This is a genomic window from Mesotoga sp. Brook.08.YT.4.2.5.2., assembly GCF_003351125.1.
GTDB lineage: Bacteria > Thermotogota > Thermotogae > Petrotogales > Kosmotogaceae > Mesotoga.
Window position 1 is genome coordinate 34,607 of sequence record NZ_JPGZ01000033.1, and the last position, 25,700, is coordinate 60,306.

The window sequence follows — 25,700 nt, forward strand, 5'->3', positions numbered from 1 at the left end:
TAGTGTTCGCAGCGGTGAAAAATGGAGTCTGACCCGTTTATTTCGTTTATTTACACTTTTTCAATTCCATGTAAGTCCGCAGGCAGCATGGTTTTCAATTGTGCGGACAGTGTCCCCACAATTTGAGGATAAAGCCGGTAAAAACGCAGGTAACGATAGAGCTGGCGGCGATTGCAATTACTCACATAGCAGTGAAAAATGGAGTCTGACCCTATTTATTTGTTCTCTATTTATTTGTTCTTTTTTTGCTGAGGAAACCACTTCCTCAAGCCTTCGCCTTTCTTCTCCTCAGGGCATTCGCCTTCCCGAAGCAACTACCGCACTGAAATGGCCGACAACTATCACAGCGGAGTCAAAGAAGAGACAGAACTCCATGAAACGATTCTAATGGGTTCAAGAAATGCTGTTTTCAGTTGCTAGTACTAATAATAGTCATTCCAAAAGAACGCGCTTATCGAATTTCTTTACAGGAAAACGGGAGCAGCAACTTGACGCTTCTGCTTGCTTCTGGGGAATCGCAGTCAATGAATTCGGACAGCACCGAAAATCGCTCACAGATCGAGTGATCGTCGGATTAATTCACTCCTAATCAGCATAGGGCAACCTATCTTCAGGTGGCAGCAGTGATTCGAAACTTTTGTGAGGTTCTGCCTGGTACCAGAAAGCAACAGATGAATAGTCGTCAAAGCGATTGTTGTTATGCCCCTTTTCTATGGTTACTTTCAACGACTTGCTGAAATAAATCGGATCCTCTATATGAAATCTGTACATGCTCATGTAACCCTTCCAGTTGCTATCTCCCGGAAGTACCAGTCCAAAGTAATCTGACGCATATCTCTGAGATGGACACCAGGCCATACTGAAGTAATCTTCAGTGCCCGTACCGTGGAGGGAAGGCGGCCACGAATCGTCATCGATGAAAATCATGTCGTCGCCTTCTCCGTACCAATCCCACTGATCTGTCTCTCGCATGTTATGAACATAGAAGAAGCAACCGACGTAATGACCTTTGCCTTGAGCATCAAGAACGACGTAGTTGTTCCTGCCGGTCTTGTTCTGGCCTTGAAACTCGAAGATGTTGTTCGCTACAAACGGCTCCAGAGCAAAATCCTTTAGATTATTGGGAGCAAGTGTCTTCACCAGAACACTTTCATCTCTCGAAACGCCCTGCTTTCTTCGCCATTGCGCATGGAAGTAAGCTATGTTCTCTGGCAACTTTGGCCAGAGTTCGTAATCAATATAGTAATAGGCAACAAGATCTTGGGAAGAATTCTCATTAGTAATCTCTATCCGTGCCCTTTTTCTGAATGGCATAGGAAAGAAGCAGTTGAATCCACGACCATCTTCGGGCGACATTTGTATGGGCAGCGAAGAGAAGTTAACTGTCTTCCCATGACCGGCACCGAAAAAATCCCCTATTGGAGTCTCAACACTTGGCGCACTTTCGTCATCCCAGAAGACCCGGAGTATGCCCTTGCGCAAGAAGTGCTTCTCAGTAGACCTGAATGTCATCCAAATATGGCTGACAACTCCTGGTCCTTCAATTTCTCCCAGAACCAATGTCTCTCCTGCTGCTATTGCTTTCCAGTCCCTGTTGCCGCCGCTTTCATCGTAAGATGATATTCTTCCTCTCCTTGCATCTTTTAGTGTCATCAGGTTTCTAAGAGTTCCACTAGAAAAGTCCATCCTAAACCTCCTATCTGACTAATCTGGCTTTCATTAAATAGACGTTGTATGGCATCCATAATGACATAATGAAGTAAATGTACTCTCCTTCGTTTTCAACTAACAGAGGATTCAAAAAGGCCCCGTACAAGCCCGGATACTCCCTGGAAGAAACAAGCTGATATGGTTTACTCCAGGGCCCCCATGGATTGGCAGATTCTCTTATCTCAAGATCGTGACTGTGCTCATTCAAATAAGTTATTATCCACTTCCCGAGGAAGTGATTGTACATTGCAGAACATTCGCCAACTGGAGCCTCAATAATTATCGCTGCGTCTTCTTCTTTTCCTGACCACTGAGGAATTCCTGAGTTATCTAAGCCTGAGAAGTATTCATACGCACCAATTTTCTCTATTTCTTCGCCATTCACTTTCATTAATTTGACTCCACCGAACCTTCCGCTAGGGATGCCAAAGAAGAATAAAGTATCACTGTTCACGTCACATCCATCAGGAATCTTTAGCCATTGGGATGCCTTCGCAATGCCTACCTGGGCAAAGTTACTCTCCGAACTCCATTTCACTGAGTCAAGTATTTCCCAGGTCTGTCCGCCGTTCTCTGAAACCGCCAGTCCAGAATAGCTCGTGTTCCATCTCCCCGGTTCTCCCCAGCGGTTGACCATCATATAGTGGATATACAGTTTGGAGTTCACCGCTACTCCGTTAGTAGGAATCGCGGTAATATTTCCGGGCATTGAATGAATCAGTTCTTTTGCTGCTCCGGAAGATTCTTCTGGTCCTCCCCAGTAGAAGGCTTCGCGAAGCTCTTGCGCTGCAAAGTTCACAGAATTCTCGGTAATATCCGCAAAGATCACTTCATAGTCGGAAGTGCCCCACTCTTTTGCGCCAATCCCATACCTTGCCGAATTCAGAAAGCCCTCTTTGTCATCGAAAGTGCCCGCTTCAATCCAGTTCTTTCCATCCTGGCTGTAGCTGAAGACGTAAACATTGGAGAATAACCTGTTTTCAATTCTCAGGTATGGATATAAGGAATTCACTTCAGCGATTTTAACGAATTCTCCTCCGATGATTCCGCTAGCTTCCATTCTCTTGTTGCCCAAATGGCCCCACATAATCCAACTCCGCATTCCGCTGAAGAAAAGTAATCCACACAAATTCGTTGCTCCAACAGGAGCAGAGTTGCTTTCGATTCTTGTTTCTATTGACCATCCTCCGGGTAGCTGCGATTTCAGAAGTTTCGGCGCGAGATCAACACTAGACCATAAATCGGCTCCTTTTCCGACATTGAGTTTGATTTTGTTTTCGGAAAATTCGTATGTCGAACCTCCATCACCTGTTATGAACCCTTCAAAAATGATACCGTCACTTGGATCTTGGTCGGTGGTGAATGCCATAACATTCTTGCGCCAGTTTGTGTTGTTGATTCCAAAAGTGTCACCAAAAACAAAGAATGTGATCTCACCATCGTTGAAACTGTGACCAAGATCGGTTCCGAAGACGTCATACTTGAGCGTGTTGTTGATTGCGTTGGGGCCTGTAAGCTTTGCTACCATTTCCAGTTCTGAAACATCCTTAAGAGATGTGGCAAGGAGAAACGAGCAAATCAACACCACGCTTAATAGGAGTACCGCTACTCTTATCATGAAATCAACCTCCTTGCTTTTCTGAAGAGAGATCATTAACTGAATCACGAATTATCAATTCACCTTCGACGACTACGATTTGAGAGTTTGATTCATTGTTCTTCATCTCTCTTTTCAAAAGTGCCACGGCGTTCATCGCCAAGGACTCGATAGGCTGTCGGAATGCAGTAATTGGCGGAGACGTTACTTCAAGCCATTCAATGTCGTCAAAGGAAACAAACGAAAGTTCTTGTGGAATCTCTACCCGAAGGGTTTTCAATGCCTGAAGAAAAGCCTTTGTTATGACAAGGTTACCGGTTATGAGTGCCGTTGGTCTATGAGAGAGGATTTCAATAGTTTGGGACTTGACATCCTTTTCTATGAATAATCCGAATCTTTCGAGGGTGAATTCTTTACTGAGACCAAAATCCTTCATTGCCTCTCTGTAGCCAGCTAATCTCTCTTCTCCCATTGACGTGTTGGGAACACTCTCTACAAAAGCAATTCTTCTATGACCCTTACGGTACAAGTATCTAACTATCATGTAGACTGCGCTTCTGTTGTCCACATTCACCTGACTTACACCAAGCCCTTCAACGTTTCGATCAAAGAAGACTATAGGGATATCCATCCCTTTCACCCTCTTGTAGATTGAAACATTACCGGTTCTATCCACAGGCGCTGCAAGGATACCGGTAACGTTCTTGGAGACCATTATCTCAAGATACTCACGTTCCTTCTCAAGAGACTCCCTTGTCGTAGAAAGCAGTATCTCATATCCAGAATCATAAAGAAGCTCTTCTATCTTTGTCACAAAATGTGCAAAGAATGGGTTGAATGTGTCCGGAACCAGCACGCCTATAAGATTTGTCTTCTGATGCTTGAGGCTCCTGGCAGAATAGTTGGCTATATATCCTAGTTCATCTGCCTTCTGCAAAATTCTCTTCTCCAGAGTCTGACCAACTTCACCCTTCCCGTTAAGAGCTCTTGAAACAGAAGCTACCGAGACACCCAGTTCTTCGGCAATTGCTTTTATGGTAACCCTTCGCGCCAACGATTCCTCCTCCAATCAGAGTTTCATTCCGGTCATTTTTATGCTCTGCATTAACTGTTTCTGCAATACCACAAATACTATCAAAGTGGGAATAAGAGCTACCGTGCAAGCAGCCAGTTGAATAGCCCATGGATTATTATACTCTCCACCATACTGGGCGATTCCCAGTTGCACTGTCCTCATTTCCGGCGAATTAATTATCACAAGCGGCCACATGAATGAATTCCAGTTTGCAAGGAAAAAGAAGACCGCAAGTGCTGAGAGCACGGGCTTTGAGAGCGGCAGTACGATCTTGAAGAAAACCCTCACCAATCCGCTTCCGTCAATTATTGCCGCTTCTTCCAGTTCTCTAGGGAACCCCAGATAGAACTGCCTCAAAAAGAAAATCCCGAAAGCGTGAGGAATAGCCGGTATTATAAGCCCTCTGTAAGAGTCGATCCAGCCGAAGTTTCTCACAATAAGAAACAGCGGGATTAGGATTGCAGAAAACGGAATCATCAGAGTACTGATCACAAGAATAAATAGAAAATTTCTGCCTCGATAATTGAGTCTCGCCAGTGAATATGCGGCCATTGAGTGAAGAAGAAGTGCAACTATAGTAACAACGGAGGCAACAAAGAAAGTGTTTAGCATATATCTGGCGAAAGGTACTTGCGAAAATACCTTTGTATAGTTTGACCACACCGGGTTCTCGGGGATTAGTTTCGGCGGGAAAGCGAAGATCTCGCTAGGTGACTTCAGAGAACTCACGAACATCCAATAGATTGGAAAGAGGAAGAACATCGCTAGAATCACTAGCAAAAAATACCTCAGAATTCCCTTCACTCTTCTGGTCTTCATAATTACCCCCTCACGATCCTGTGGAGACGTTACCGCCTCTCAGTGCTCTCAGCATGAAATAAGATACTCCAAGAAGAATCGCAAATAGCGTGAAAGCCTGAGCCGATGAGTAACCGAACTGGTACATGTTAAAAGCAGTGTAATAGATGTAGAATGCCGCTGTTGAAGTACTGTAGAATGGACCTCCCCCTGTAAGGATGTATATCTGATCGAAAACCTGGAAGCTCTGCAAAAAAGTCATTACGAGAACAAAAGCGACAGTTGGTTTCAACAGAGGAAGAGTAATGTTAAAGAACTTCTGTACACCTGACGCACCATCTATTTCAGCAGCTTCATAGTATTCATTCGAAATCTCGTTCAGGCCTGCAAGAAAGATTACCATGTAGTAGCCAACACTCATGTATAGACTAACCACAGCAATGCTGTAAAGAGCTTGAGACATAGAGCCAAGAAGTGGTTGTCTAGTTATTCCAAAGAATGACAGAAAGTAGTTGACGAAACCATAAGGCTGAAACATGTATTTCCAGACGAAAGAAACCGCAACCATAGACATGGCGGTGGGCGCAAAGAAAATGGCCCTGAAAAGCCCTATTCCAGGCCCCGGCTTCTGAACAAGCATTGCCAAGAGAAGAGCAAATACGAAGTTCAACGGAACAAAGAAGACCGAGTACTTTAGAGTCACAAGGATACTGTTTCGCCACTGTGGGTCTTGAAACATTGTCCTGTAATTGTCCAGACCGACAAAGAGCATATCACTTAAGCCATTCCAAGAAAAGAAGCTTATTACAAGAGCTACAATAGCAGGGACAATCGCGAAAATTATCAGTCCAGTTATGTCTGGACCTATAAAAGTGTATCCAACCAGTCTTTCCCGATTTTTTCTATTCACAGCAATCCTCCCGAAAAACCAGCCCGGGATTCAATCCCGGGCCAAGAAAATTCACTTACTTTCCGGGAACTCCACCTGTGTATCTACTAAGATATGCATCGATAGCCGCAGAAGCCCCTTTTGCAGCAGCCTTGGGATCCATGCCTGCAAACATAACGGCTTGCAAAGCGTCTGATACGGCCTTAACCATTTCCGGAGTGAATGTCGGCTCCGACTTCGACGTCTTCAGAATCTCCAGAAATACATCATTTGGTGGAGTACTGTAGAACACTTCTCCTGCATCGAGAACAGAGTATCTGGGTGAGAACTTACTATTAGTTACTGTGCACCAGTCAAGCGGGAAGTCTATCTGCTCTGCTACCAGCCATTTGGCAAACTCGGCGGCTATGTCTGTGTTCTCTCCTCTGGCATTTAGCATCATCTTCCAACCACCATATACGCTGATGCTCTCTCCTCCCTTTTCGTAAGGAGGAATTGGAAATACTCCAAAGTCGAATTCAGGGAATTCTGTCTGTAATTGCTTGACGCCCCAGAATCCACAGACGATCATGTCGGCAAGCCCGTTTCCGAATATACCAATATCATTTGCTCCAGCTGGAAGCGAGGACGGAGCCAACTCTTCTTTGACAAATGATCCCCAAAGATCAAGAGCAGCAACGGCGCCCTCTGAATCGAATGTCGATTTCTCCCAGTTTTCGTCTACGACGTCTCCACCCGCAGTCCACAGGAACGGATACCATGTGAAGTTCTGATAGTAGCCAGGTACAACTTCAACGATGATTCCGTGGCGGTTGGGAGTTGTAAGTTTTGCTGCAATTTCCGTCAACTCCGCCCAATCTTGAGGCTGGGCGATCCCCTTCTCTTCGAAAGCAGTCTTGTTGTAAAACAAAGCTACTGGCTCCATTTCAAGTGGAAGGGCATATATTTCCCCTCCAACAGTTACAGCCTCAATCGTCTCGGGCAAGAAGTCCGAAATGATATCTGCAGTCAAGTATTCACTGAGCGGCAGAGCAATTCCAGCATTGACGTATCTGAGAAAATCACCTGGACTTATGAAGAAAACATCAGGTCCTTCGCCAGTTGCAAAGGCAGTGGTGAGTTTAGTCCCAGTGTAGTCTCCCCAGGGGAAAGTCTCAAATACCACTTTCTTGTCCGGGTTTTCTTCATTCCAGAGATCAACAAATCTCTGAATTGTAGCATCTGCGTATGTGTCAGTAAACTTCCAAAAAGTGATCTCTGCAGATACCGCAGTAACAACAAGAAGCGCAGAAACTAGAAACAGTAACAAGAACTTTTTCACTTTGACCCCTCCTTTTCAGCTCGAAGATATTCTCAGTAAACGTTTGGGACATAGATATCACTAATAGTCTGCTATTGCTTTCTGGATAATACGTAAACGTTTACGATATATCATAACAAGAAACCACTGTTTCAACAAAGTCTTACTACAGTCGATTATTCACAGACTGGACGAAATACAACCAACCTAGGCACCCAGTTGATCTATTGCTCCATTAGCCGCCAGTAATTTACTGAAAGCAAGAACTTAGTTACAGCATTCTCTGCAGACCACTTAAACACTCAGAAATCGTTGCAGACAGTTTTATCACGTCGTTGAAGATCCCTTGATGCAGGAAAAGACAGATGTCAACCTCTTGAAATTCCCTGTTACCTAACCAGTGTTTAATAGCTAGCGACCCAGAAAAGAACATTTCAACCCAAAACACCGAGAGGAGTAACAGGAGTCTTTCATACGCAACATGAAAGATAACACTCACTGTATGAAGACGAAAACTCACATCCGGATTCTACAGTGACTTCTAGAAAATAAACATAGAAATAACTGTGTTGACAATCCGAAGAAGAGAGACGGTCTCACCAATCTTTCAGTTTGCTCCAGGAGGCCATAAGGGATTCCAGAGTGTCGTTGTTCATCCTTCCCTCGATATCTTTCTCTGTGTAACTTGATCCCCAATTTAATGCTCTTATCACAGCCTTTGAGAGGAGAATCCGCGCCTTTCTGTCCGTTATGCCTGTGTTCATTTGCATTTTGGTTTGCTCGCAGAAGTCTGCCCATAGCTCGTTAAGTGTTTCCTCTGGAAGATCTTCGCAAGAATTGTAGAAGCTCATGAGATCAACAACGTCATCACAATTCTCAAGCTGAAGCTTAAGCGTTTCAATGTTTTCTGCCCCTAAGAACTCTCTAATTGCGGCATAGTTATACTCATCAAAATAGAGACCTACGGGTGGACTTACACCCCACTTCCTGTACTTGTCTACCGGAAACAATGAAGTAGGGTACGCCAGAACGAACAGGAAAATTACCTGCCTAAGGACAGAACTGGCCACAGCCAGGTAGAAGAGAACACTTTCAGCTGAGATCGAGAGATTTCCTTTGTTCATAGTCGAAATGCTTTCGTCGAGTTGAGGAGAGTGATTGTAAGCGCAGAGGCTTTTGAATGCCTTTTTAAGTGATTCTTTCAACAGATTCAGCCTTTCAGTATTGCAGAATTCTGCCGCTGCCATGTGTTCTATACTCAAGTCAACCATTGCATGAAAGTTAGGTTTGTTCTTCTTTCCATGAACCCACTCGAGATGCTTTTCGTGCCCATTCTTGTCAGCAGTTACATGTCGGTATATGTGCAAGACAGAAAGCTCCAGAAATGGTCTCAACAATGCCAAGGAAGCGAGCATATTCCCGTCCAGCCATGACGATATGCTGTCGCGCAAATACAAGAGACTCTCATGGAAGCAGTAATGCCTGTTCCATACATGCATTCGCAGGATCTCAGCAGCGGTCCTTGGTTTGAAATCCAGTTGAGCATTAATAGAGATGTCCAGAATATCCTGGAACTCAAGGTAAGCCTGAATGCCATTAACTAGTTCTGAGAATTCCTGATTATCTCTAAAAAGAGAGAAAAGATCTTCAGTATACGGTTTCAGATTCTTTCTGCTTATTCCAATTATTGTCAGAAGAATCCTGTCTGGGGAACCTTGATAATCCGGGTCTCTAACTATGCTTAGATATTCCCTCTGCTCAGTAAACCACTTCTTGAATCTTTCGAATTTCGTCTTGTCCGCCGTTTTTTCACCTCCTCACGTAAGTATACTGCCGAAATGGCTGCTTTCCCGACTGACAATCACCATTTCAAGAGGTTCTATTTCTTAGTCCAGAATTGTCTCGAATGTTTATTAGCAGATGCCACATACCAATTTCGCGAATCACATATACTATCGATCAAATTGGAGCATACATAGCTGTGTTGAGATCTTTCACTCATAACATCCCATACCACTTACTGATAACTCCACGCAATTTGCATTAATCAGGTTTCTTTTCCCAGTTCGTTCCAGTTATCGGTGAAATATGTGGAGATACCCAAGCCGGGCATGTATTCGGGATAGATCAGCTGAAACTCCTTTCGTGCTTCTTCATAACTTCTATCGGAGATCACGTGCAGACCCTTAGCCATGAAAAGCAGTGCCAGAGAGGGAGCTCTTGATTCACCAAGGTTGCAGTGAATCAATAGATTCATGCCTTCGCTATAATGCTTCTTGGCGAAGTTCATGAAATCAACAAAGGTCTGTGGCATGAAAAGAGGAATATCTGGATCAACGATGTTCAGATAGAGATTAGCTCCTCTCTCAAGACTCAGGTAATTGGGGTGGTTCTTTGGTAGTGAACCTTTGTACCCAACTGCAATGACGTGACATGGATGCTTGCAGGCATGAACTACAGCCCATCCCGGTCTGGAATGGAAGCAATCCGCTTCAGAGCCAACATAGAGACGATCATGTACTTTGGTTATGTTGGATTGCCTTCCTTCAATTTTCTTTGCTGAAACTCAAGGGCAGTCCAGAAAATGTTCCATGCGAGGGATTGATAACTCCACAATTCTATAATCGTAATCTTTCTATTTTCAAGATTGGTTGATCCGTGGGCCGAATAGTCATCCCTTAGCTTATTGAACTTTCTTACAAGCTCATAATAAGACCTTTCAACGAAATCCCCAGTACCACTATCGTACTTCTTCATCTTCTTAAGTGGATCAATCCCTGCATTTACAAACTTTCCAAGGAACTTCTTTTCATTTTTTGGTGGATCTCCAATTATCGCCTCAACTGACTTATAGGCATTATGAAGAGCATTTTCAAAGGCACATTTCTCAAATCTGGTGGGCGGCACGAAATCAGGATCACTCAGTATTTCTGTACCTCTCGGCATACAGAAGTCTCTGTGGCTCATTGCAAGGAAACCCGCGCTCAGAAGAAGCTTTTCACTGGAGACCAAAACCGGTACCAAACGAAAGACATTTCTGAGTCTGTCTTCGCCAATAGCCAGACTGTTATGCATAATTGTCTCGAAGCTTAACGGATCAAAGTACTCAATATTCACCGTATGATATCGCATAAGAGATTGAAGATGCAGAATGCTCTTAGTGTTTATTAAGTTCAGAGGGAACTTGAGTAAGTAAAAAGGCTCTTCGTGAGGTAGAGAACCCATCGAGAGTAGAAATGCTCCCTGGAATGCATCGGCGATCCTTTCAGAAAGGTTGTCCGATTCCTCGCCATCACCAAAGACAATCACATGACGTCTTGAATGAGTTTCGTTACCCAAAAAAGGGTTACCTTGCTCATCGACAACAAGAACTGTCTTCAATAAACATCCTATCGCTTTGAGGGCTTTCCGAGAAGCTCGAAGATAATGCTGTGTTACTTTGCGACCACTACGCATAATATAGGTGCTCTTGTGGTCTTTGCTGCCTTCTGGAACGCTTAAACCAGTTACTAGATAACCGTATTTCATGAAAACCTACCCGGTCTTATGGTACGGAAGGCTTTGGTCTTTAAGGGAGTACGGTCTCTCTTCTTATTTGAAGTTGGATGTACTCCCTTGCCAAACCATGTACCTGTAGCAATCCAGACTTCATAATAGAAAAGCCATAGGGATGTCCAGGGGATTATTGTCTCACCAATAAGCATAGTTGGTTTCCATTCATAGTGTTTCGGATAATATAGGCAGAGCGATCCATCAGAGAACAAATGAGGAGGATTTCTCCCATCCGATTTCTCCAGTTGTGGTTTAGTAATTCGGACTCTAGGGCGTGATTGGAGACGATAGTTCAATGTGAATGTGTACGTTGATGAAATCGTTGTGGGAGATATTTGCCCGCTTATTCTCAGTTCACCGCATTTAGCTATACATTTGAACCCTGGGAATGTTTGTTTCAGGTGGCTGTATTGCTCCATAATTGTCAAGGGTTTCAGTATGTTCTTCTTCACCTGCTCTCTCCAAAGAATGTATTCTTCCTCACAGTAGTTGAATTCAGCTCAGAATCCCCCACACTACTGAGATTACCTGTTGCGTTTCCCATAGTCAGACGCTCCGCTTCCCTAAGTGCCTGAATGTCTTCAGAGTATTTGGTCAAAGCTTCTTTTGTCTCAGTCTCACCAAACATCTCTTCAAGATGTCTAGATATATCATTGATTCCCCTAATAGAGCTAAGGGTTTTCCACCGATTCGCGAAATCAGAGACAAATTCCTTAAAGGCCCTGAATTCAGCAGAATTAGCCTTCCAAGATTCTGCAAAGTTTTCTCCGTTTTCTATAGGATTAAAAACAGCGGGAGGAGACTGCAGACTGCACACATTGGAAAGAATTGAGTCAAGAATATGGCCCATATCATCAAACAAAGAGCCCTTATCCTGATAGTACATACCAGCCAAGGTTGTCAGAATTATACTCCTAGGCGCTTCATCATTTTTCGTTGAGAAATAGAAATCTCTTCGTCTCTTTATGAGTTGTACTGAACGTTTGAGAGTGGGTTTGACTTCAAACGGAAGGTCGTGAGGAAGTGGTTCCTGCTGAGCTACCTCAATAATCTTTCTCTGCAGTTTAATGCATCGATCTTCAAACCACTTTGCATATAGCCTTGGAGCAGATGGCACCCAATGATTGAGTTGCTTATCCGGAACTCGCAGTCTTTCTGACTCAATATTCGCAAGTGGGTAAGCAGGTAGAATGTCCATATGAAAGTCATCAACATACTTGATGCGAACACATCTTCGCTTTTTCTCTACCATGTTGGCGTATCTATCACTATCCCTGAATTTCCTGTAAAGCTTATCAAGCAAAACGTTTGGGCTCAAATCGGAATGCCATATTTGTTTTATCTTCAACACAATGTCAAGATCATACTCCTCACCAGACAAAGGTTTTACAGTAGTGCCTATTTTGTAGGAGCCTTGCGGAAAGACATCGATATCGTTCCCCTGAAATAGATCTTCATCACTATCAAGGAAATTGAAAATTGCATCATAGGTCTGACTTGCCTTTTCTCTTTTTGTTTGCGGCAGTTGTAGTTCATTTCCAATACGTTGGAGTAATTCATCCATTACAGGTTTTGAAGTAACAAAATAAGCTTCATACAGCACACTCATCACTCCTCACAGAATCCATAGGCTATTTTCCGAAATCTTGGCGCTTTGTGAATTGATTTCTACACCCTCTGACTCAATCTCATTCTCTGAACACCATTTATAATGATCTTTCTCGTTGCTCATAGTACTTCTCAATGCGATTTCTTGTTCATCTGTAGGTAGGAACTCATATATTTCAGCCAACAGGAATTCATTGGATTTGGGATTCAGTTTTGACATTTTCTTTGGTTTGTATAGCATTATTGTCCTCAGATACCGAAATTTCAATATCCGAAAAGGCTCCTTTGGAAGAATCCCAGACTCGAGAAGCTCCTCGCGGAATTCTCTTTCAACGGTAACCTCCCTATCTTCCCTGCCATAAAACCACTTAAGAAAATACCTTAGTTTCCATCCCGGAATTCGAATCCTCAGATCGTCTTTGCTATCTTGATCAATTGGCATGCAATTATCGTCTTTTGCGTTCATCTTCGTGAACGTTGAGGTAGCTCCAGGGTAATATTTAATGACGCCTCCGACTGGCTGAAATTGCTTGTTGATTCTATTCCCTTGAACAAGAAGGTATCTGTCATCAATCTTAATTCTAAACAGATATGAGATAGAGAGCCTAACCTCTTTTTTGAGTAAGCACCTAAGAATGATCAAGATCGAACGAAACACGAAATTCTCGAGACCAAGAAACCAGGTCAAGGCGAACGAGATTAATCCCGAAATCAATGCAGTGAGCAATAAATTCATCAGGATTCCTGACATTAGCGACAGAACAAAAAAAACGAGAAACAGCACCGACATCTTTACAATGAAACCAGCCATCAACAGTCCTCCTTTGAAAAGAATACTCTTTTCAGGAAACTCAAAGTCTCTCGAAACATCTAGGTCCTATTCAGCAATATTCAAACGTTTACTTGGTCTGAACCACTCCCTATTCAGGAGTCTCATGCTGGTGAGATTCATTTGAGTCTGGAGAAGTGTGTGGAAAGAGAGTGATTTGGAGAAGGATATCCAGTACACTTGTAGTGACAGTTTTATTTGCACGAAACTCGTTTCTCAAATCCTGGAGCCCCAGCTCTAGGATTTCTATTAAGAATGATACTACTATTTACACAGTTTGTCAAGCGATGAATTGTCGTAAGATACTTACAATTTATATATTGCTTCAGTCATAGTTAGATTGTGCTATACTAATAACAGATTGGCAGTCGCTTCCTGAGACCTATCAGTTCATTTTAGCACTCAGTCGGTTGTTTTCTGATGAGTGTCAATCCGTAAAAAATTTTTAACAAAGGATTCTGTCAAAAGGGGCCTGATGAGCGTCGATTGGTGCAACCTCCGAGAGCGTAAGAAATTAGCGATAATAGATTACGTTGATCCATGCTGAAAACTTACGTCGATTTCGTTTCTATTTGGGAGCTACAAATGAGGATAACTGAGAGAAAACTCGAGGAAATCGCCGATGTAATAATCGGTATAAATGAGGCTAGAGGTAAGAAGACGGGGGAATTCACTTATCACATAGTGAACCCAGCTGATCTGGATGATTCGAACGACTTCGATAGGCTTGAACCCGTAAACCTTGAAACGGAGGTCGGAGATCATAACCTAGTCCATCGGGACGATTTACTAATAAAGAGAGTCAGTCCTAACTTTGTAACGTTAGTCACGGGTGAAGTCTCCAACGTAGTTGTTTCAAGCAACATGTTGATTATTCGCTGTCATCAAAGCGTTGTACCAGTATTTCTTGCTGGATATCTAGAGCTTAGAGGGCTAGAGGCTCTGAAACACTATACGGAAAGAGGAATGACAATGCACTCGGTAAGCAAGAAGGAGCTGAATGAGTTCTTGATCCCCTTGCCGGATTTGAAGACTCAGGAGATCCTTGGAGAACTCTGGTTTCTGAACAAGCAAAAGCGGGACTTGCTCTCGAGGCTTTCGGAAAAAGAAAGCGATCACATAAAATCTATATATATCAGAGCACTAAGTGAGGGGAGAGGCAGATGACGACTAGAAAAGACATCGAAAACGTATTATGGAGAGGAGCAGACACCTTCAGGGACACGATCGATGCGGCCAACTACAAAGACTTCGTTCTTTCGATTCTCTTTGTGAAGTATCTTAGCGATACTCACACGGAGTTACTGGAAGAACTCAAAAGCAATTATGACGACGATGTAAGACTAGAACGTCAACTAAAAAGGCTTCCGGTTGTCATGGACGATGAGCACAAGTTCGATTACCTCTACAAAAACAAGAACAGCGATGACCTTGGCCAATTAATCAACGCCTGTTTGAGAGGTATAGAAGATAAAAACTTCGAGCAGCTCAACGGTGTTTTCAGAAGCATAGACTTCAACAGTGAGAGTCTTCTGGGAAACAAGCCTCATAGAAACGCCATACTGAGAGAACTGTTAGATGATTTTGTAAACCTCGATCTACGCCCTTCACAGATAGAGACAAAACCCAGTCAAATTCCCGCAGATGTCATAGGCGACGCATATGAATACATGATCGGCGAATTTGCCAGCAGAGCCGGAAAAAAGGCAGGAAGCTTCTTCACTCCTACGGCGGTCTCTGAACTAATGGCTCGTCTTGTTGAACCAAAACCTAATGACAGGATATACGATCCCACATGCGGTTCAGGCTCTTTACTGATTCACGCGGCAAAGAGAGCCGGAACGGAAATGGACAAGGTCCAGATCTACGGGCAGGAACTCAATGGATCGAGCCTCTCGATGGCGAAGATGAACATGTATATACACAGGATCCTGGACGCAAAGATCGCCTGGGGCGATACTCTTGCCAATCCGCTCCATCTGGACGAAAACGGTAACCTTATGCTCTTCGATGTCATCGTTGCAAATATGCCCTTCTCGAAAGATAAGTGGGCCTCGGGCTTCAATCCGGGCGGTGAGAACGCTGGAAACGGGAAGAAGTTCTCAATGGAAGCCGCACGCGACAAGTATCACCGTTTCGACTGGGGAGTGCCTCCCGCCAGCAAAGGTGATTGGGCCTTCCTGCTTCACATGATTCACAGCATGTCCGAGCGGGGAAGGATAGCCGCAGTTGCTCCTCATGGAGTTCTATTCAGAGGCTCTTCAGAGGGGCGAATTAGGAAACAGGTGATCAAGAATAACCTTCTGGATGCCGTTATTGGGCTACCTTCAAATCTCTTCTTCGGAACATCGATTCCGGCTTGCATAATGGTATTCAAGAAGAACAGAGACAGGAACGACGTAATCTTCATCGACGCCTCAGGAGAAGACCACTACGAGAAGGCCAAGAACAAGAACACCCTGAAAGAAAAGCATATTGAAGAGATAGCGAAGGCCTACTTTGATAGAAACGACATCCCGAAGTTTGCTCACATTGCCACTCTCGAAGAGATAAAGGAAAACGACTACAACCTCAACATCCCCCGCTACGTTGATACCTTCGAGCAAGAAGAGTTCATTGACATAGAAGCGGTACAGAAGAACATAAGAGAAATAAATGTCGAGCTTGAAGAAGTGCAGAAGAAAATGGACGAATATCTCAAAGCGCTGGGCTTATAGGTGGCTGCAATGAGGGATGATATTAAAAGGCGGATAGAGCAAATCAGGCGGGGAGAGGTGCCTGAGGGGTATAAAAGAATCGGTGGTAGAATTTTTCCTGAATCGTGGTCATTGAACAAAATCAAAGACTTCGCAAAAACAAAGAGTGGCAAGACACCTGATAGGGACAGACATTCCGAATTCTATCAGGGTGGAAATCTGAACTGGTTCAAAACAGGAGAGCTTCTCACAAAATACCTTAGTAACAGTGAAGAGAAGATAACTCCTAAAGCATTAGCGCTGTGTGGAATGCCTGTCTTTCCCAAGAGGAGTATAATCCTTGCTATGTATGGAGCAACAATTGGTAAAGCTTCTATACTAGATGAAAACTCGACTACAAATCAAGCATGTTGCTGCATCTTTCCGTCTTCATCATATGATACTGAGTATATTTTCTATCAAATCACGTTTAATAGAGAAGCGTTTGTCAAGATCTCCGCGGGAGCTGCACAGCCAAATATAAATCAAAGTCTAGTACAGAACTTCTGTCTTCCACTCTGCGAAACTAATGAGCAAAACCGAATAGCAGAGATTTTGTCAACTTGCGACAGGGTTATCGACCTGAAGAAGAAGCTGATAGAAGATAAGAAAAAGGTAAAGAAGTGGCTCATGCAGACGCTGCTAACAGGAATGATCCGCGTCAAGGATATTGAAAACGGGACCCCATACGAAGAACTCAAGAAACGAATCGAGCAGATAAGAAGGGGGAAAGTTCCTCAGGGATACGACAGAAATGGCATTCTTGGTATTATTCCTGAGGAATGGCAGGTTTTCCAAATGTCAAGAATAATTTCTACATTAACCGATTTTGTGGCAAACGGAAGTTTTGCTTCATTAAGAGCTAACGTCAAATATCTGAGAAAGCAAGATTATGCAGTGCTTCTCAGATTGGAAGATCATAGCAATGACTACAAAGGTGAGTTTGTGTATGTTGATATGTATTCATATCAATTCTTGAGAAAATCAGTACTTAAACCGGGCGATATCATAATAGCAAATGTAGGAGCGCGTTGCGGTTTTGTGTTTAGGGCGCCAAGCTTGAAGCTTCCAATGACTTTGGGTCCTAATGCGATTCTACTGAGAACAAATCAAGATGATTACTGGGTTTACTACTTTCTTTCGAGTTCTATTGGTCAGTCACAACTGAGCCAGATCAAAGGTACTTCAGCTCAACCGAAATTCAATAAGACAGATTTCAGATCTCTATCCATATGTTTGCCGGAAATAGCTGAGCAAATTAGAATCGCCGAAATTCTCTCAACCGCTGACACAGAGATTGATCTACTGAACAAAGACCTCGAACAATGGGAGCTAAAGAAAAAATCACTCATGCAGCTACTTCTAACAGGTATTGTAAGGGTTAATGCAGAGAACTGAAGCCGGGGGTGAGCTCATGCTTGACCACAGAATCTTCAACGAAAGACCGGAGAGCCAGGAGAGGATGATAAAGCTCCTCCAGAAGCTGGGATATGAATACGTTCCAAGGGCCGTGGCCGAAGAGAAACGCGGAAGCAAGACTAAGGTCATTTTTGAAGACGAACTGGTCAAGTTTCTCGGAAGACAGATCTTTGATTACAAGGGGGAGAAGCTACATTTTTCAAGTGAGTCCATAGGCAAGGCTATTAGAGAGCTAGACGCTCCCATCACCAACGGCCTAATGATGACTAGTAAAGTCATATATGATCTTCTCTGCATGGGAAAAAGCCTGGAGCAGACTCTTCCAGACGGAGCGATGCAGTCTTTCGATATCAAGTACATCGACTTCGACAACCCTGCAAACAATATCTGGCAGGTAACTGACGAGTTCGAAGTAGAGAGGCCAAACGGCAAGTTTGCACGGCCGGATATTGTGCTTCTTGTCAACGGTATCCCCCTTGTAGTTATAGAATGTAAGAAGTCAAGTGTAGATGTAATCGAGGGAGTAAGACAGAACATCAGAAACTGGCACCCTGATTACATACCCCACCTATTTAAGTTCGCTCAAATTGTAATAGCAACCAATTCGAACGAGTTTTTGTATGGCACATGTGGAACAGCCGAAAAGCACTTCAGCAGATGGAAGGAAGAGCAGAAGGACTGGCAGGAAGAACTCTGCAAGAAATGCTCCCCTGATGGAAAGATAGTAGAGCAAGACAGAGCAGCAGTTTCTCTTCTGTCAAGAGAAAGGTTGCTGGAGCTTACCAGAAGCTTCATTATATACGACGCCAATATAAAGAAGATAGCGAGGTACAAGCAGTTCTTCGCAGTCAAGAAATGCATGGACAGGATCAAAATGAAGGACGGCAAGGGAACAAAAAACGGGGTGCTCTGGCATACGCAGGGCTCGGGAAAGACTATAAGCATGATTATGCTCGTCAAAATGATCCAGCGTGACAAAGATTTCGAGAATCCACGTTTCATACTCGTTACTGACAGGAAGAACCTCGACAAGCAGATACTTGAAAACTTCAGCAACACGAAGATGCATCCGACAAGGGCAACTACGGGCCGTGGTCTGGTATCTCTCATAAAGGACGACGGAAAGACTGTAGTTACTACCATAGTTAACAAATTCGAGACAGCCATAAAGATGAACTTCAGGAAAGAAAACAAGAACATATTTCTGATTATCGACGAAGGTCATAGAAGCCACTACGGGAGACTGAATACATATATGAACGTGGTGCTTCCGAATGCAGTAAAACTCGCCTTCACGGGAACACCACTAATCAAAGAGGAAAAGAAGAACACCTATGACAAATTCGGACCCCTCATAGATTCTTACACGATGGAGGACGCAATCAGCGATGGGGTTACTGTTCCGCTTGTGTATGAAGGAAGAATAATACCTCAGGGAATTTCTAACGCGAAGATTGATGAGATTCTCAAATACGTCACCGCCCCACTTAGCGAAGAAGAGAAAGAGAAACTCAAGAAGAAGTACAGTACATTCTTCCATCTCTCACATACAACAAAGAGGTTGGAAATGGTTGCAGTGAACGTGTACGAACACTTCATACACTATTGTCGGCCAAAAGGCTTCAAGGCGATACTGACTTGCTCCTCCAGAGCTTCTGCGATCGATATGTATCACGAACTCGAAAGTCTCGGAGATCTCAACTCAGCGGTAGTAATAAGCCCATCGGATACCAGGGAGGGCGATGACGATGATCTTTCGAACTCGAGCAGAGAGAAAATAAATAGCTTCTTCAGCAAAATCGTGATCCCCCTTCACGGTGATTCGGAGACATACGAAGAATACGTAAGAACCACCTTCAACAGAGAAGACAATGATATTGAGCTCATCATTGTGAAAGATAAACTTCTTACGGGTTTCGACGCCCCAATAGCGGCTGTTCTTTACGTTGACAAACCCATGCGGGATCACAACCTCTTGCAGGCAATTGCAAGGGTTAACCGTGTCTATCCTGGGAAGGACTTCGGGCTCATCGTCGATTACTATGGAATCTTCAAGAAGCTTCACGGTGCGCTAGACCTCTATTCAGATGAAAAGTCAGGGATGAATCAGTTCGATAAGGACGATATAAGAGATGTCCTGAGCGGGCCTCAGGAAAACAGCAGAGAACTGCTTAGAGTGAGAGATAACCTTCTCAATCTTTTTCCTTCTATCCCAATTGATGAGAGACGGACTATCGTTTGGCAGGAATGTCTTGAGAAAGACGATCTCCGGAAAGAATTCTACGAAAGGCTCAAAGAGTACTCAAAGATGGTCGATCTTCTCTTTTCGAGTTACGAGTTCTTCAACTTCGTCGGAGTAGAGAAAGCAGAGGAGTATAGGCGTGAGCTGCTCTTCTTCACTAAACTTAGAAATTCCGTCAGTTTAATTCATGATGATAGTGGAGAAATGAGCACAAAGGAATACGACGACAAGATCAAGAACCTTTTGAACAAATACGTGATGGCAAATGATGCCTGGACTGTACAGGAACCGCTTGACATAATGTACAAAGCGAAAATGGATGAGCAACTCAAATCGCTTGCTGACAGCAAGTCAAAAGCCGATGCCATAAAGACCAGAATGATAGCGGAGATAAGCTCGAGAGAACACGATGACCCAGCAATATACATGGAGTTCTCGGAGAGAATAAAAGAGACAATTCGCAGATACGAAGAAGAAAGGAACACTGAGAAATACCTCGCAAATATGGAGAAGCTGGCCGAAGATCTCCGAGAAGGTCGATCTGGAAAGTCATATCCTGCACGGATAGACAACGACAGCGACTCGAAAGCCTTCTACAGTACAGTGCTACATGAGTTACAGGAGCACTCAGGACTAAAAGCGAACGAAGCAATCGAAGAGGATATTGCCATTCTCTCCCAGGGAATAAAACGGGCAATAACCGGAAATACGAAAATTGATTGGCGTGACAATGTAACAGTGCACAAGAGGATCATGGCGGAACTCGACGATCTAATCTTCGATTTCATTGAAGCGCATGGATTAAAGATTTCAACGGATATCGTAGATCTTATTCTAGACAAACTACTTATCGTAGCAAAGAAGAGGTACTGATGGAAATGATAACTTTGAAGCTCAATAACAACAAAGAAATAGAAGTTGCCGTTACAAGACGTCAGATGAGAAACGTGAGACTGAAAGTCTTCCCCAACGAAGAGGTTTCAGTTTCGGCGCCTCACGGGGTATCCCTTGAGTGGATCGAGAAGTTTGTAGAGAAGAAACGAGAATGGATTGAAGGTAAACTAGGCTTTTTCAGAGAGAGTAATGCTAACGATAAACTGAATTTTATAAAGAGCGGGGTCACTGTAAGGATTCTAGGAGAGCAAATCATGATTATCGTTCGAGAATCCTGGCAGAAGAATGTAATTCTGGAAGACGCGAAGCTCTTCATTTACACACCAGATCCAAAGGATGAGGAAACGCTCTCAAAACAACTTGAGGTCTGGATAAGGAAAAAGCAGAAGTGCCTCTATGAAAGTCTACTTGATAAGCTCTACCCAATAATCGGTAAGTATGGATACCAAAGGCCCACAATAAAGGTCAGAAAGATGAAAACACTCTGGGGAAGCTGCAACAGAAAGAAGGGAATCATTACGATGAACTATTATCTCTACAAAGCCAAGAAACCCTGTATAGAATACGTAATGCTCCATGAACTAGTGCATTTCATCTATGCGGGGCACAATAGAGAATTTTACGAGTTCTTGAGTACACACATGCCCGGCTGGAAAGAGCGAAAGAAGATTCTTGACTATGAGGTTGTTCTGGGAGTGTGAAATACAGATTTTGAAAGACTGGAGAGGTGAAAAATGAAACCATTCTCTGAAAGATATGGGTACAAGCAACCAAAGGTAGATATTCAGACCGATTCCATGGATGACGATTTGCGAAATGCCTTGTGGAACGAAGTATATGCCGAGTTTACTGGGGTTCTTTATACTCATTACGAATACTTAGTCATGAGTTCATCAGACGAAAAATTATTCACTGAACTCTGGAAGTCGTTCTTTAAGTTGCCACTTGATGAAATGCCAAGAGACAGCACTAATTACCTTGTGTCTCTCAAAAAACTCTTCTACAGGCTCGAGTGGCATGAAGTATATGATCTCATAGAGTTCATGCTTGACTGGATTGCCAAAGATTCCCGCTACAAGTTCCATCTTAGGGCTTTTAAGAACAAGTTGAATAACGTTCTTGAAAGCAATCTGTCGGGATACAGGATTATTGACACCTGTGTAACTCCAATAGTAGATGATGCAGAGATCGAAGAGATAGAAAGTGCAATATGCCTAGCAGATCTACTGAACGGTGTTAAGAAGCATCTCCAAACTTCTCTGGAATTCTTCTCCAGAAAGCATGATCCTGACTATCGGAATTCGATAAAGGAATCAATAAGTGCTGTAGAATCTCTTTGCAAAATCATCTGTGGTAATCCGAAAGCAACTCTTGGCGAAGCACTAGAATCCATAGACAAAAAGGGGTTAGTCCCGTTTCATAAGGCCCTAAAATCAGGATTGCTCAATCTATACGGATATACAAGTGATGAACAAGGTATAAGGCACGCCTTCACAGATGGTAAGAGTGAGGTATTTCAAGAAGACGCACGCTTCATGCTGGTCTCTTGCTCTGCATCTGTCAATTATCTCATTGTGAAAGCTGACAAAGCGGGAATAACAACATCTTAACTATTTTCGCAGTTTTTTCTTCGTTTGCATTTCTACTTAAGAATGACTTGGCTTGAACGGTTTCAGGGCAGGAGTGCCTGCACAATGCTAAATATTGCGTACAGCGCTATGCTTCCATAAACTAAATCAAGACCCCTTGAGTGGGAAGAAGTTATCCGCTTAAGAGAGCGGTTCTTAGTTTTTTTCATCTCCTCCTTCAAAGATTCTGGAAGAGACTTCTTTATTTCCTCCGGTAATTCGTTTATGCGAAACCTAGAGAATAGGGGCAATGACAAATCTTGACTATCCCTTCTGTTGAGATTCCAGTGAAGTCTCTCAATTTCCATTGCCCTCTTGCTCATTTGTGTGAAAAGAACTCTGTTGCGCCTTTCTGCAAAATACATACCAATGGTAATGGCTAACAGCAATGCTGATTCTTTAAGCCCCATCGATTCTCTAACAAAAAGACCGACTGCATAACAAAAATCCCCAACAAGCTGAATCTGTGTGCGTTACTATGTCATTGTGATATGCGATCAATGAACTATACTCCGTCCGAACGTCTTCTGCATTCGTAAAAACGCCATTTTCAGAACTAATCGCCGACTTTTCCTCCATTCTAATTACCTCCGATTTCTAGCTGATTCAGATGCCATCTCCCGATATAGTCATTTAGAGCATTCTCACTGCCCAGAAAGATCTTTCTTCAGCTGTGCGAAGCTTTGGAACACACTTTTGCTCGAAAGCCTATTTAAGCTTGTTTCCATCCTAGATACGTCTTCTATGACAATCAAGTTGGTGTGGGCAGCCCTATTTCTTTCTTCTAGAATTATCTCCCACTCCTCGCTAAGAACATTCAGTTCCACTCTTGTGAAGTGCGGGGGTATTCTTGCTTCATGTGTAACTCTGTGAACGAATGATAATCTTGTCTTTCCTAATTCTGGCGGTCTCCACGCTCCACAATATTTAGTATTGAAATTGACAGCTCTTCTTCCAAACGTATGTACTCCGCTTACCCCCGGTTCCGTACACAGCTTGTTGAAAAACGTGGGCATTTCTATCGGATTATCCAGGAGTGTTCTCAGCCACTGAACTATCGATAGCCTGATCTCGTTCTCGAACACTTTCGCGAATGGCATTAAAACAGGGGTGTATTCAGGCTTAAATTGAGTACTCAAATCAGGGTAAGCTGAGTCCAAAAATATACATGCGCCGCTCTGAAAGAAATCCTTAACTCTCTGCGCATTATGGAGCCAAAGAGAAGACTGCCAATCAAGGTAAGTCTCATCGATTGCCACTGTTTGGGACTCATCTGTATAAGAGCATAGAGTTGATATTGCATTGGAGATACTTATAGATAAATCCTCGATAGTCCTGACAAAGTTCTTTTCATTACTAGGATTTCTGCTTAGCCCTTGTTTTATCCGGTCAAGCTGTGCAAACCCTGAGTGCAAAAGACTGACAGTCTCTGTTTGAGCCTGTTTCCTTACATGATAATTCTGACAGTTAACCGCTGCTAGGCAACTAACTAGACCGTTCAACAAATCAGCAAGAGATTTGAATTCTCTCTTCCAGTCAATCACTACTTTCTCTTCTTTAAAGCCTTCATCTATTAATCGGAGCCTCTTCCTTTCCTGACAGTCCATGCTGGCAATCAAGCCAAGATTAATCAGCTGTGATTTGATTGATTGAGTACTTGTCTTAATGGCTCGAAAAGATCTGTAAGCGAAGTCTTCCGTAACAACAATCAGTGGAAGATCATTGTAATCTAAACCAAGGGTGCTACAGATAAGCTTAACTGTTCTGGAAGCTTCTTTGGTTCTGATAGTATTGTCTTTCTCAAATACACCGACTGCGTCATACTGCTGAATTGCTGAGTAATATTCTCTTGCAGCTGCTTTCTTCATCCAGTTCTCCGGTGGATCCACAAGAGCAAAGAAAAGAAGATCTTTGCCACTTCTTCTATCGAGAGATTCGAAGATGTTTCCCAAAAACGCTCCAAACTCTGCATCTATTTCCGGATCGAACAGAATGAAAGCAAAAAGCTTGAAATCTCGGAGAGCTTCCCTAACGTATCTATATTCAAGTTCCTTCTGACCCGTTTTTCTCTGACGGGATAGATTTTTGATGATTGTGTAACTTGTTATTGGGTAACCCATACTTCACCTCAGGAACAACAATCTCTAATACCGCTTTTGGTACTGATACCCAAACAAGTACTAATGAAAGCCGCACACTTCCCAAATTATTATAATCATTGTTACAGTAAAAACCAAATTCAACCAAACTGACTTACTATAGCAGAATAAGTATTAGCCAGTCTTCCAAGTTATTAGTCATGACAACTGCTTCATGCTTACTCCTTGTAGTTTATTCATAAGCATCAGTTCATAATTAAGAAATCCAGAAAGTCATGAAAGGCCTGATAACGAGCGAAAATAACTGCAAAGAGCCCCGGAAATCTGGGGCTCATAGAAAAAACCTTTCATCTGAACTTGATTAGCCATTAGTGGCCACTTGGGGAAGCGGAATCTGTCCATATGAAAATATTTTTCGATGTGAAGCTTCTTAATTCACCAACACCTTCATCGCCGTCTTCCAAAGGCCCTTGTTCAGGAACATGACGACTAGGTCAATCAAGACGTCCAGGATGAAGTCGAAGAATTCTGGATCGATCTTCCATTCTTCATCCGGAAGCGCGTCCTTTATCATCTGTTTCACTTTCTCTTTCTTCTCAGCCCCGTTGCCGGGACTCTCCACATAACTTGCGAAGACGGTTATTAGAGAAATCAATTGTCGTATGAAATCCATAACTACCTCCTGTTGATTTCGTCCTTCGTCCAGGATCGTGAACCCGTCCCTCGTCCTTGGATAGACACTGAGAGCATCTTTGAGCTATCATTTCTCTGGAGGTGGTCTTAATGGCCGATTCTTATCAGAATCTAGATGTCTATAAGCTTAGTATGAAGTTTGCCTACGACGTTTATCAGATTGTCTCCACTTTCCCTGACTTCGAGAAATTCGGCCTTTCTTCCCAGCTTAGGAGAGCCGTTATCTCCGTTCCCTCTAATATCGCCGAAGGATCAGGCCGTCAGTACAAGAAGGAGTTTGTGCAGTTTCTCTTCCTGGCAAAGGGTTATCTCAGAGAAGCAATGACACAGCTCGAACTCTCGAAGATGTTTGGATATATAGATGAAGAGACTTTCAGTCAGATAAAGGATCAGGCGAACAGACTCCATAAGATGCTTAACAGGTTGATCTCCAGACTGAAGAACCCGGGTGGCTCAGCCACCCGGAGCCAAGGACGCCGGACGGGTCCTCGGGTTTGGACGATGGACGGTTCTAGATCAGATTAAACAACTCATTCTTCTGGGTATCGATCACTGCCGCGTAGTCAACCGCATAATTTGAAGGGATCACCTTCAGAGTTATGAGGTTTCCCATCACAGTCTCGACTTCAGAT

22 protein-coding genes are annotated in these 25,700 nt (G+C 43.3%); 7 read left to right on the forward strand and 15 right to left on the reverse strand.

Features of this window, described 5'->3' with window-relative positions; all coding sequences use genetic code 11:
- Positions 1-585 precede the first annotated feature (585 nt).
- The 12 genes from Q502_RS08810 to Q502_RS08865 form a co-directional block, all read right to left on the reverse strand.
- Positions 586-1,686, reverse strand: a complete 1,101-nt coding sequence (locus tag Q502_RS08810; RefSeq protein ID WP_099830316.1) for a glycoside hydrolase family 172 protein — start codon at positions 1,684-1,686, stop codon at positions 586-588.
- 10 nt (positions 1,687-1,696) lie between these two features.
- Entirely contained in the window at positions 1,697-3,328 is a 1,632-nt protein-coding gene (locus Q502_RS08815; protein ID WP_243392375.1) for a DUF4185 domain-containing protein, read from the reverse strand.
- 4 nt (positions 3,329-3,332) lie between these two features.
- Positions 3,333-4,361, reverse strand: coding sequence for a LacI family DNA-binding transcriptional regulator (locus tag Q502_RS08820; RefSeq protein WP_099830318.1), 1,029 nt, complete (start codon positions 4,359-4,361; stop codon positions 3,333-3,335).
- 15 nt (positions 4,362-4,376) lie between these two features.
- Positions 4,377-5,201, reverse strand: a complete 825-nt coding sequence (locus tag Q502_RS08825) for a carbohydrate ABC transporter permease (RefSeq protein WP_099830319.1) — start codon at positions 5,199-5,201, stop codon at positions 4,377-4,379.
- A gap of 10 nt (positions 5,202-5,211) precedes the next feature.
- On the reverse strand, positions 5,212-6,090 hold the full coding sequence (locus tag Q502_RS08830; protein WP_099830320.1) for a carbohydrate ABC transporter permease: 879 nt from the start codon (positions 6,088-6,090) through the stop codon (positions 5,212-5,214).
- Positions 6,091-6,145: 55 nt separating this feature from the next.
- Positions 6,146-7,390 (reverse strand): ABC transporter substrate-binding protein, encoded by a 1,245-nt coding sequence (locus Q502_RS08835; protein WP_099830321.1) that lies wholly within the window; start codon positions 7,388-7,390, stop codon positions 6,146-6,148.
- A gap of 575 nt (positions 7,391-7,965) precedes the next feature.
- Entirely contained in the window at positions 7,966-8,820 is an 855-nt protein-coding gene (locus Q502_RS08840; RefSeq protein ID WP_146024490.1) for a hypothetical protein, read from the reverse strand.
- Between the two features lie 596 nt (positions 8,821-9,416).
- Positions 9,417-9,626 (reverse strand): hypothetical protein, encoded by a 210-nt coding sequence (locus Q502_RS14720; protein WP_243392376.1) that lies wholly within the window; start codon positions 9,624-9,626, stop codon positions 9,417-9,419.
- A gap of 269 nt (positions 9,627-9,895) precedes the next feature.
- Positions 9,896-10,750: a hypothetical protein gene (locus Q502_RS08850; protein WP_099830324.1), complete on the reverse strand. Its 855-nt coding sequence runs from the start codon at positions 10,748-10,750 to the stop codon at positions 9,896-9,898.
- Between the two features lie 143 nt (positions 10,751-10,893).
- Positions 10,894-11,373, reverse strand: coding sequence for a hypothetical protein (locus Q502_RS08855; RefSeq protein ID WP_099830325.1), 480 nt, complete (start codon positions 11,371-11,373; stop codon positions 10,894-10,896).
- The gene (locus Q502_RS08860; RefSeq protein ID WP_099830326.1) at positions 11,370-12,524 is read right to left on the reverse strand and encodes a nucleotidyltransferase; all 1,155 of its coding nucleotides are present in this window, start codon (positions 12,522-12,524) and stop codon (positions 11,370-11,372) included. Before Q502_RS08860 ends, Q502_RS08855 begins: the two co-directional genes overlap by 4 nt.
- Positions 12,525-12,536: 12 nt before the next feature.
- The gene (locus Q502_RS08865) at positions 12,537-13,340 is read right to left on the reverse strand and encodes a hypothetical protein (RefSeq protein WP_099830327.1); all 804 of its coding nucleotides are present in this window, start codon (positions 13,338-13,340) and stop codon (positions 12,537-12,539) included.
- A 603-nt stretch (positions 13,341-13,943) separates the two neighbouring features.
- Here Q502_RS08865 and Q502_RS08870 point away from each other — a divergent pair.
- Genes Q502_RS08870 through Q502_RS08895 form a run of 6 tightly spaced genes read left to right on the forward strand, consistent with a single transcriptional unit; the run spans position 13,944 to position 22,258 of the window.
- Positions 13,944-14,525 (forward strand): restriction endonuclease subunit S, encoded by a 582-nt coding sequence (locus Q502_RS08870; RefSeq protein ID WP_099830328.1) that lies wholly within the window; start codon positions 13,944-13,946, stop codon positions 14,523-14,525.
- Positions 14,522-16,075, forward strand: coding sequence for a type I restriction-modification system subunit M (locus Q502_RS08875; RefSeq protein ID WP_099830329.1), 1,554 nt, complete (start codon positions 14,522-14,524; stop codon positions 16,073-16,075). The genes Q502_RS08870 and Q502_RS08875 overlap by 4 nt, the downstream gene beginning before the upstream one ends.
- A gap of 9 nt (positions 16,076-16,084) precedes the next feature.
- Positions 16,085-17,491, forward strand: coding sequence for a restriction endonuclease subunit S (locus tag Q502_RS08880; RefSeq protein ID WP_099830330.1), 1,407 nt, complete (start codon positions 16,085-16,087; stop codon positions 17,489-17,491).
- A 16-nt stretch (positions 17,492-17,507) separates the two neighbouring features.
- The gene (locus Q502_RS08885; protein ID WP_099830331.1) at positions 17,508-20,627 is read left to right on the forward strand and encodes a type I restriction endonuclease subunit R; all 3,120 of its coding nucleotides are present in this window, start codon (positions 17,508-17,510) and stop codon (positions 20,625-20,627) included.
- On the forward strand, positions 20,627-21,349 hold the full coding sequence (locus Q502_RS08890) for a M48 family metallopeptidase (RefSeq protein WP_099830332.1): 723 nt from the start codon (positions 20,627-20,629) through the stop codon (positions 21,347-21,349). Before Q502_RS08885 ends, Q502_RS08890 begins: the two co-directional genes overlap by 1 nt.
- A 33-nt stretch (positions 21,350-21,382) precedes the next feature.
- Positions 21,383-22,258, forward strand: coding sequence for an AbiJ-NTD4 domain-containing protein (locus tag Q502_RS08895; protein ID WP_099830333.1), 876 nt, complete (start codon positions 21,383-21,385; stop codon positions 22,256-22,258).
- Between the two features lie 62 nt (positions 22,259-22,320).
- On the opposite strand, the gene Q502_RS08900 is transcribed toward Q502_RS08895, so the two are convergent.
- The 3 genes from Q502_RS08900 to Q502_RS08910 all read right to left on the reverse strand — a co-directional run bounded on the left by Q502_RS08900 (position 22,321) and on the right by Q502_RS08910 (position 25,048).
- A complete protein-coding gene (locus tag Q502_RS08900; RefSeq protein WP_099830334.1) occupies positions 22,321-22,686 on the reverse strand; it encodes a hypothetical protein in 366 nt (121 codons plus the stop codon).
- Positions 22,687-22,920: 234 nt separating this feature from the next.
- Entirely contained in the window at positions 22,921-24,396 is a 1,476-nt protein-coding gene (locus Q502_RS08905; protein WP_099830335.1) for a hypothetical protein, read from the reverse strand.
- 409 nt (positions 24,397-24,805) lie between these two features.
- Complete coding sequence (locus Q502_RS08910; protein WP_099830336.1) at positions 24,806-25,048, reverse strand: hypothetical protein; 243 nt, start codon at positions 25,046-25,048, stop codon at positions 24,806-24,808.
- 110 nt (positions 25,049-25,158) lie between these two features.
- Between Q502_RS08910 and Q502_RS08915 the strand changes: the two genes are divergently transcribed.
- On the forward strand, positions 25,159-25,593 hold the full coding sequence (locus Q502_RS08915) for a four helix bundle protein (protein WP_243392377.1): 435 nt from the start codon (positions 25,159-25,161) through the stop codon (positions 25,591-25,593).
- The last annotated feature ends 107 nt before the right edge of the window (positions 25,594-25,700 follow it).

Bases quoted from the DNA above. Each gene is read 5' to 3' on its own strand.
- Q502_RS08810 (WP_099830316.1), bottom strand. From the start codon at position 1,686: ATGGACTTTTCTAGTGGAACTCTTAGAAACCTGATGACACTAAAAGAT.
- Q502_RS08815 (WP_243392375.1), bottom strand. From the start codon at position 3,328: ATGATAAGAGTAGCGGTACTCCTATTAAGCGTGGTGTTGATTTGCTCG.
- Q502_RS08825 (WP_099830319.1), bottom strand. From the start codon at position 5,201: ATGAAGACCAGAAGAGTGAAGGGAATTCTGAGGTATTTTTTGCTAGTG.
- Q502_RS14720 (WP_243392376.1), bottom strand. From the start codon at position 9,626: ATGAATCTATTGATTCACTGCAACCTTGGTGAATCAAGAGCTCCCTCT.
- Q502_RS08865 (WP_099830327.1), bottom strand. From the start codon at position 13,340: ATGGCTGGTTTCATTGTAAAGATGTCGGTGCTGTTTCTCGTTTTTTTT.
- Q502_RS08870 (WP_099830328.1), top strand. From the start codon at position 13,944: ATGAGGATAACTGAGAGAAAACTCGAGGAAATCGCCGATGTAATAATC.
- Q502_RS08875 (WP_099830329.1), top strand. From the start codon at position 14,522: ATGACGACTAGAAAAGACATCGAAAACGTATTATGGAGAGGAGCAGAC.
- Q502_RS08880 (WP_099830330.1), top strand. From the start codon at position 16,085: ATGAGGGATGATATTAAAAGGCGGATAGAGCAAATCAGGCGGGGAGAG.
- Q502_RS08885 (WP_099830331.1), top strand. From the start codon at position 17,508: ATGCTTGACCACAGAATCTTCAACGAAAGACCGGAGAGCCAGGAGAGG.
- Q502_RS08890 (WP_099830332.1), top strand. From the start codon at position 20,627: ATGGAAATGATAACTTTGAAGCTCAATAACAACAAAGAAATAGAAGTT.
- Q502_RS08895 (WP_099830333.1), top strand. From the start codon at position 21,383: ATGAAACCATTCTCTGAAAGATATGGGTACAAGCAACCAAAGGTAGAT.
- Q502_RS08900 (WP_099830334.1), bottom strand. From the start codon at position 22,686: ATGGGGCTTAAAGAATCAGCATTGCTGTTAGCCATTACCATTGGTATG.
- Q502_RS08905 (WP_099830335.1), bottom strand. From the start codon at position 24,396: ATGGGTTACCCAATAACAAGTTACACAATCATCAAAAATCTATCCCGT.
- Q502_RS08910 (WP_099830336.1), bottom strand. From the start codon at position 25,048: ATGGATTTCATACGACAATTGATTTCTCTAATAACCGTCTTCGCAAGT.
- Q502_RS08915 (WP_243392377.1), top strand. From the start codon at position 25,159: ATGGCCGATTCTTATCAGAATCTAGATGTCTATAAGCTTAGTATGAAG.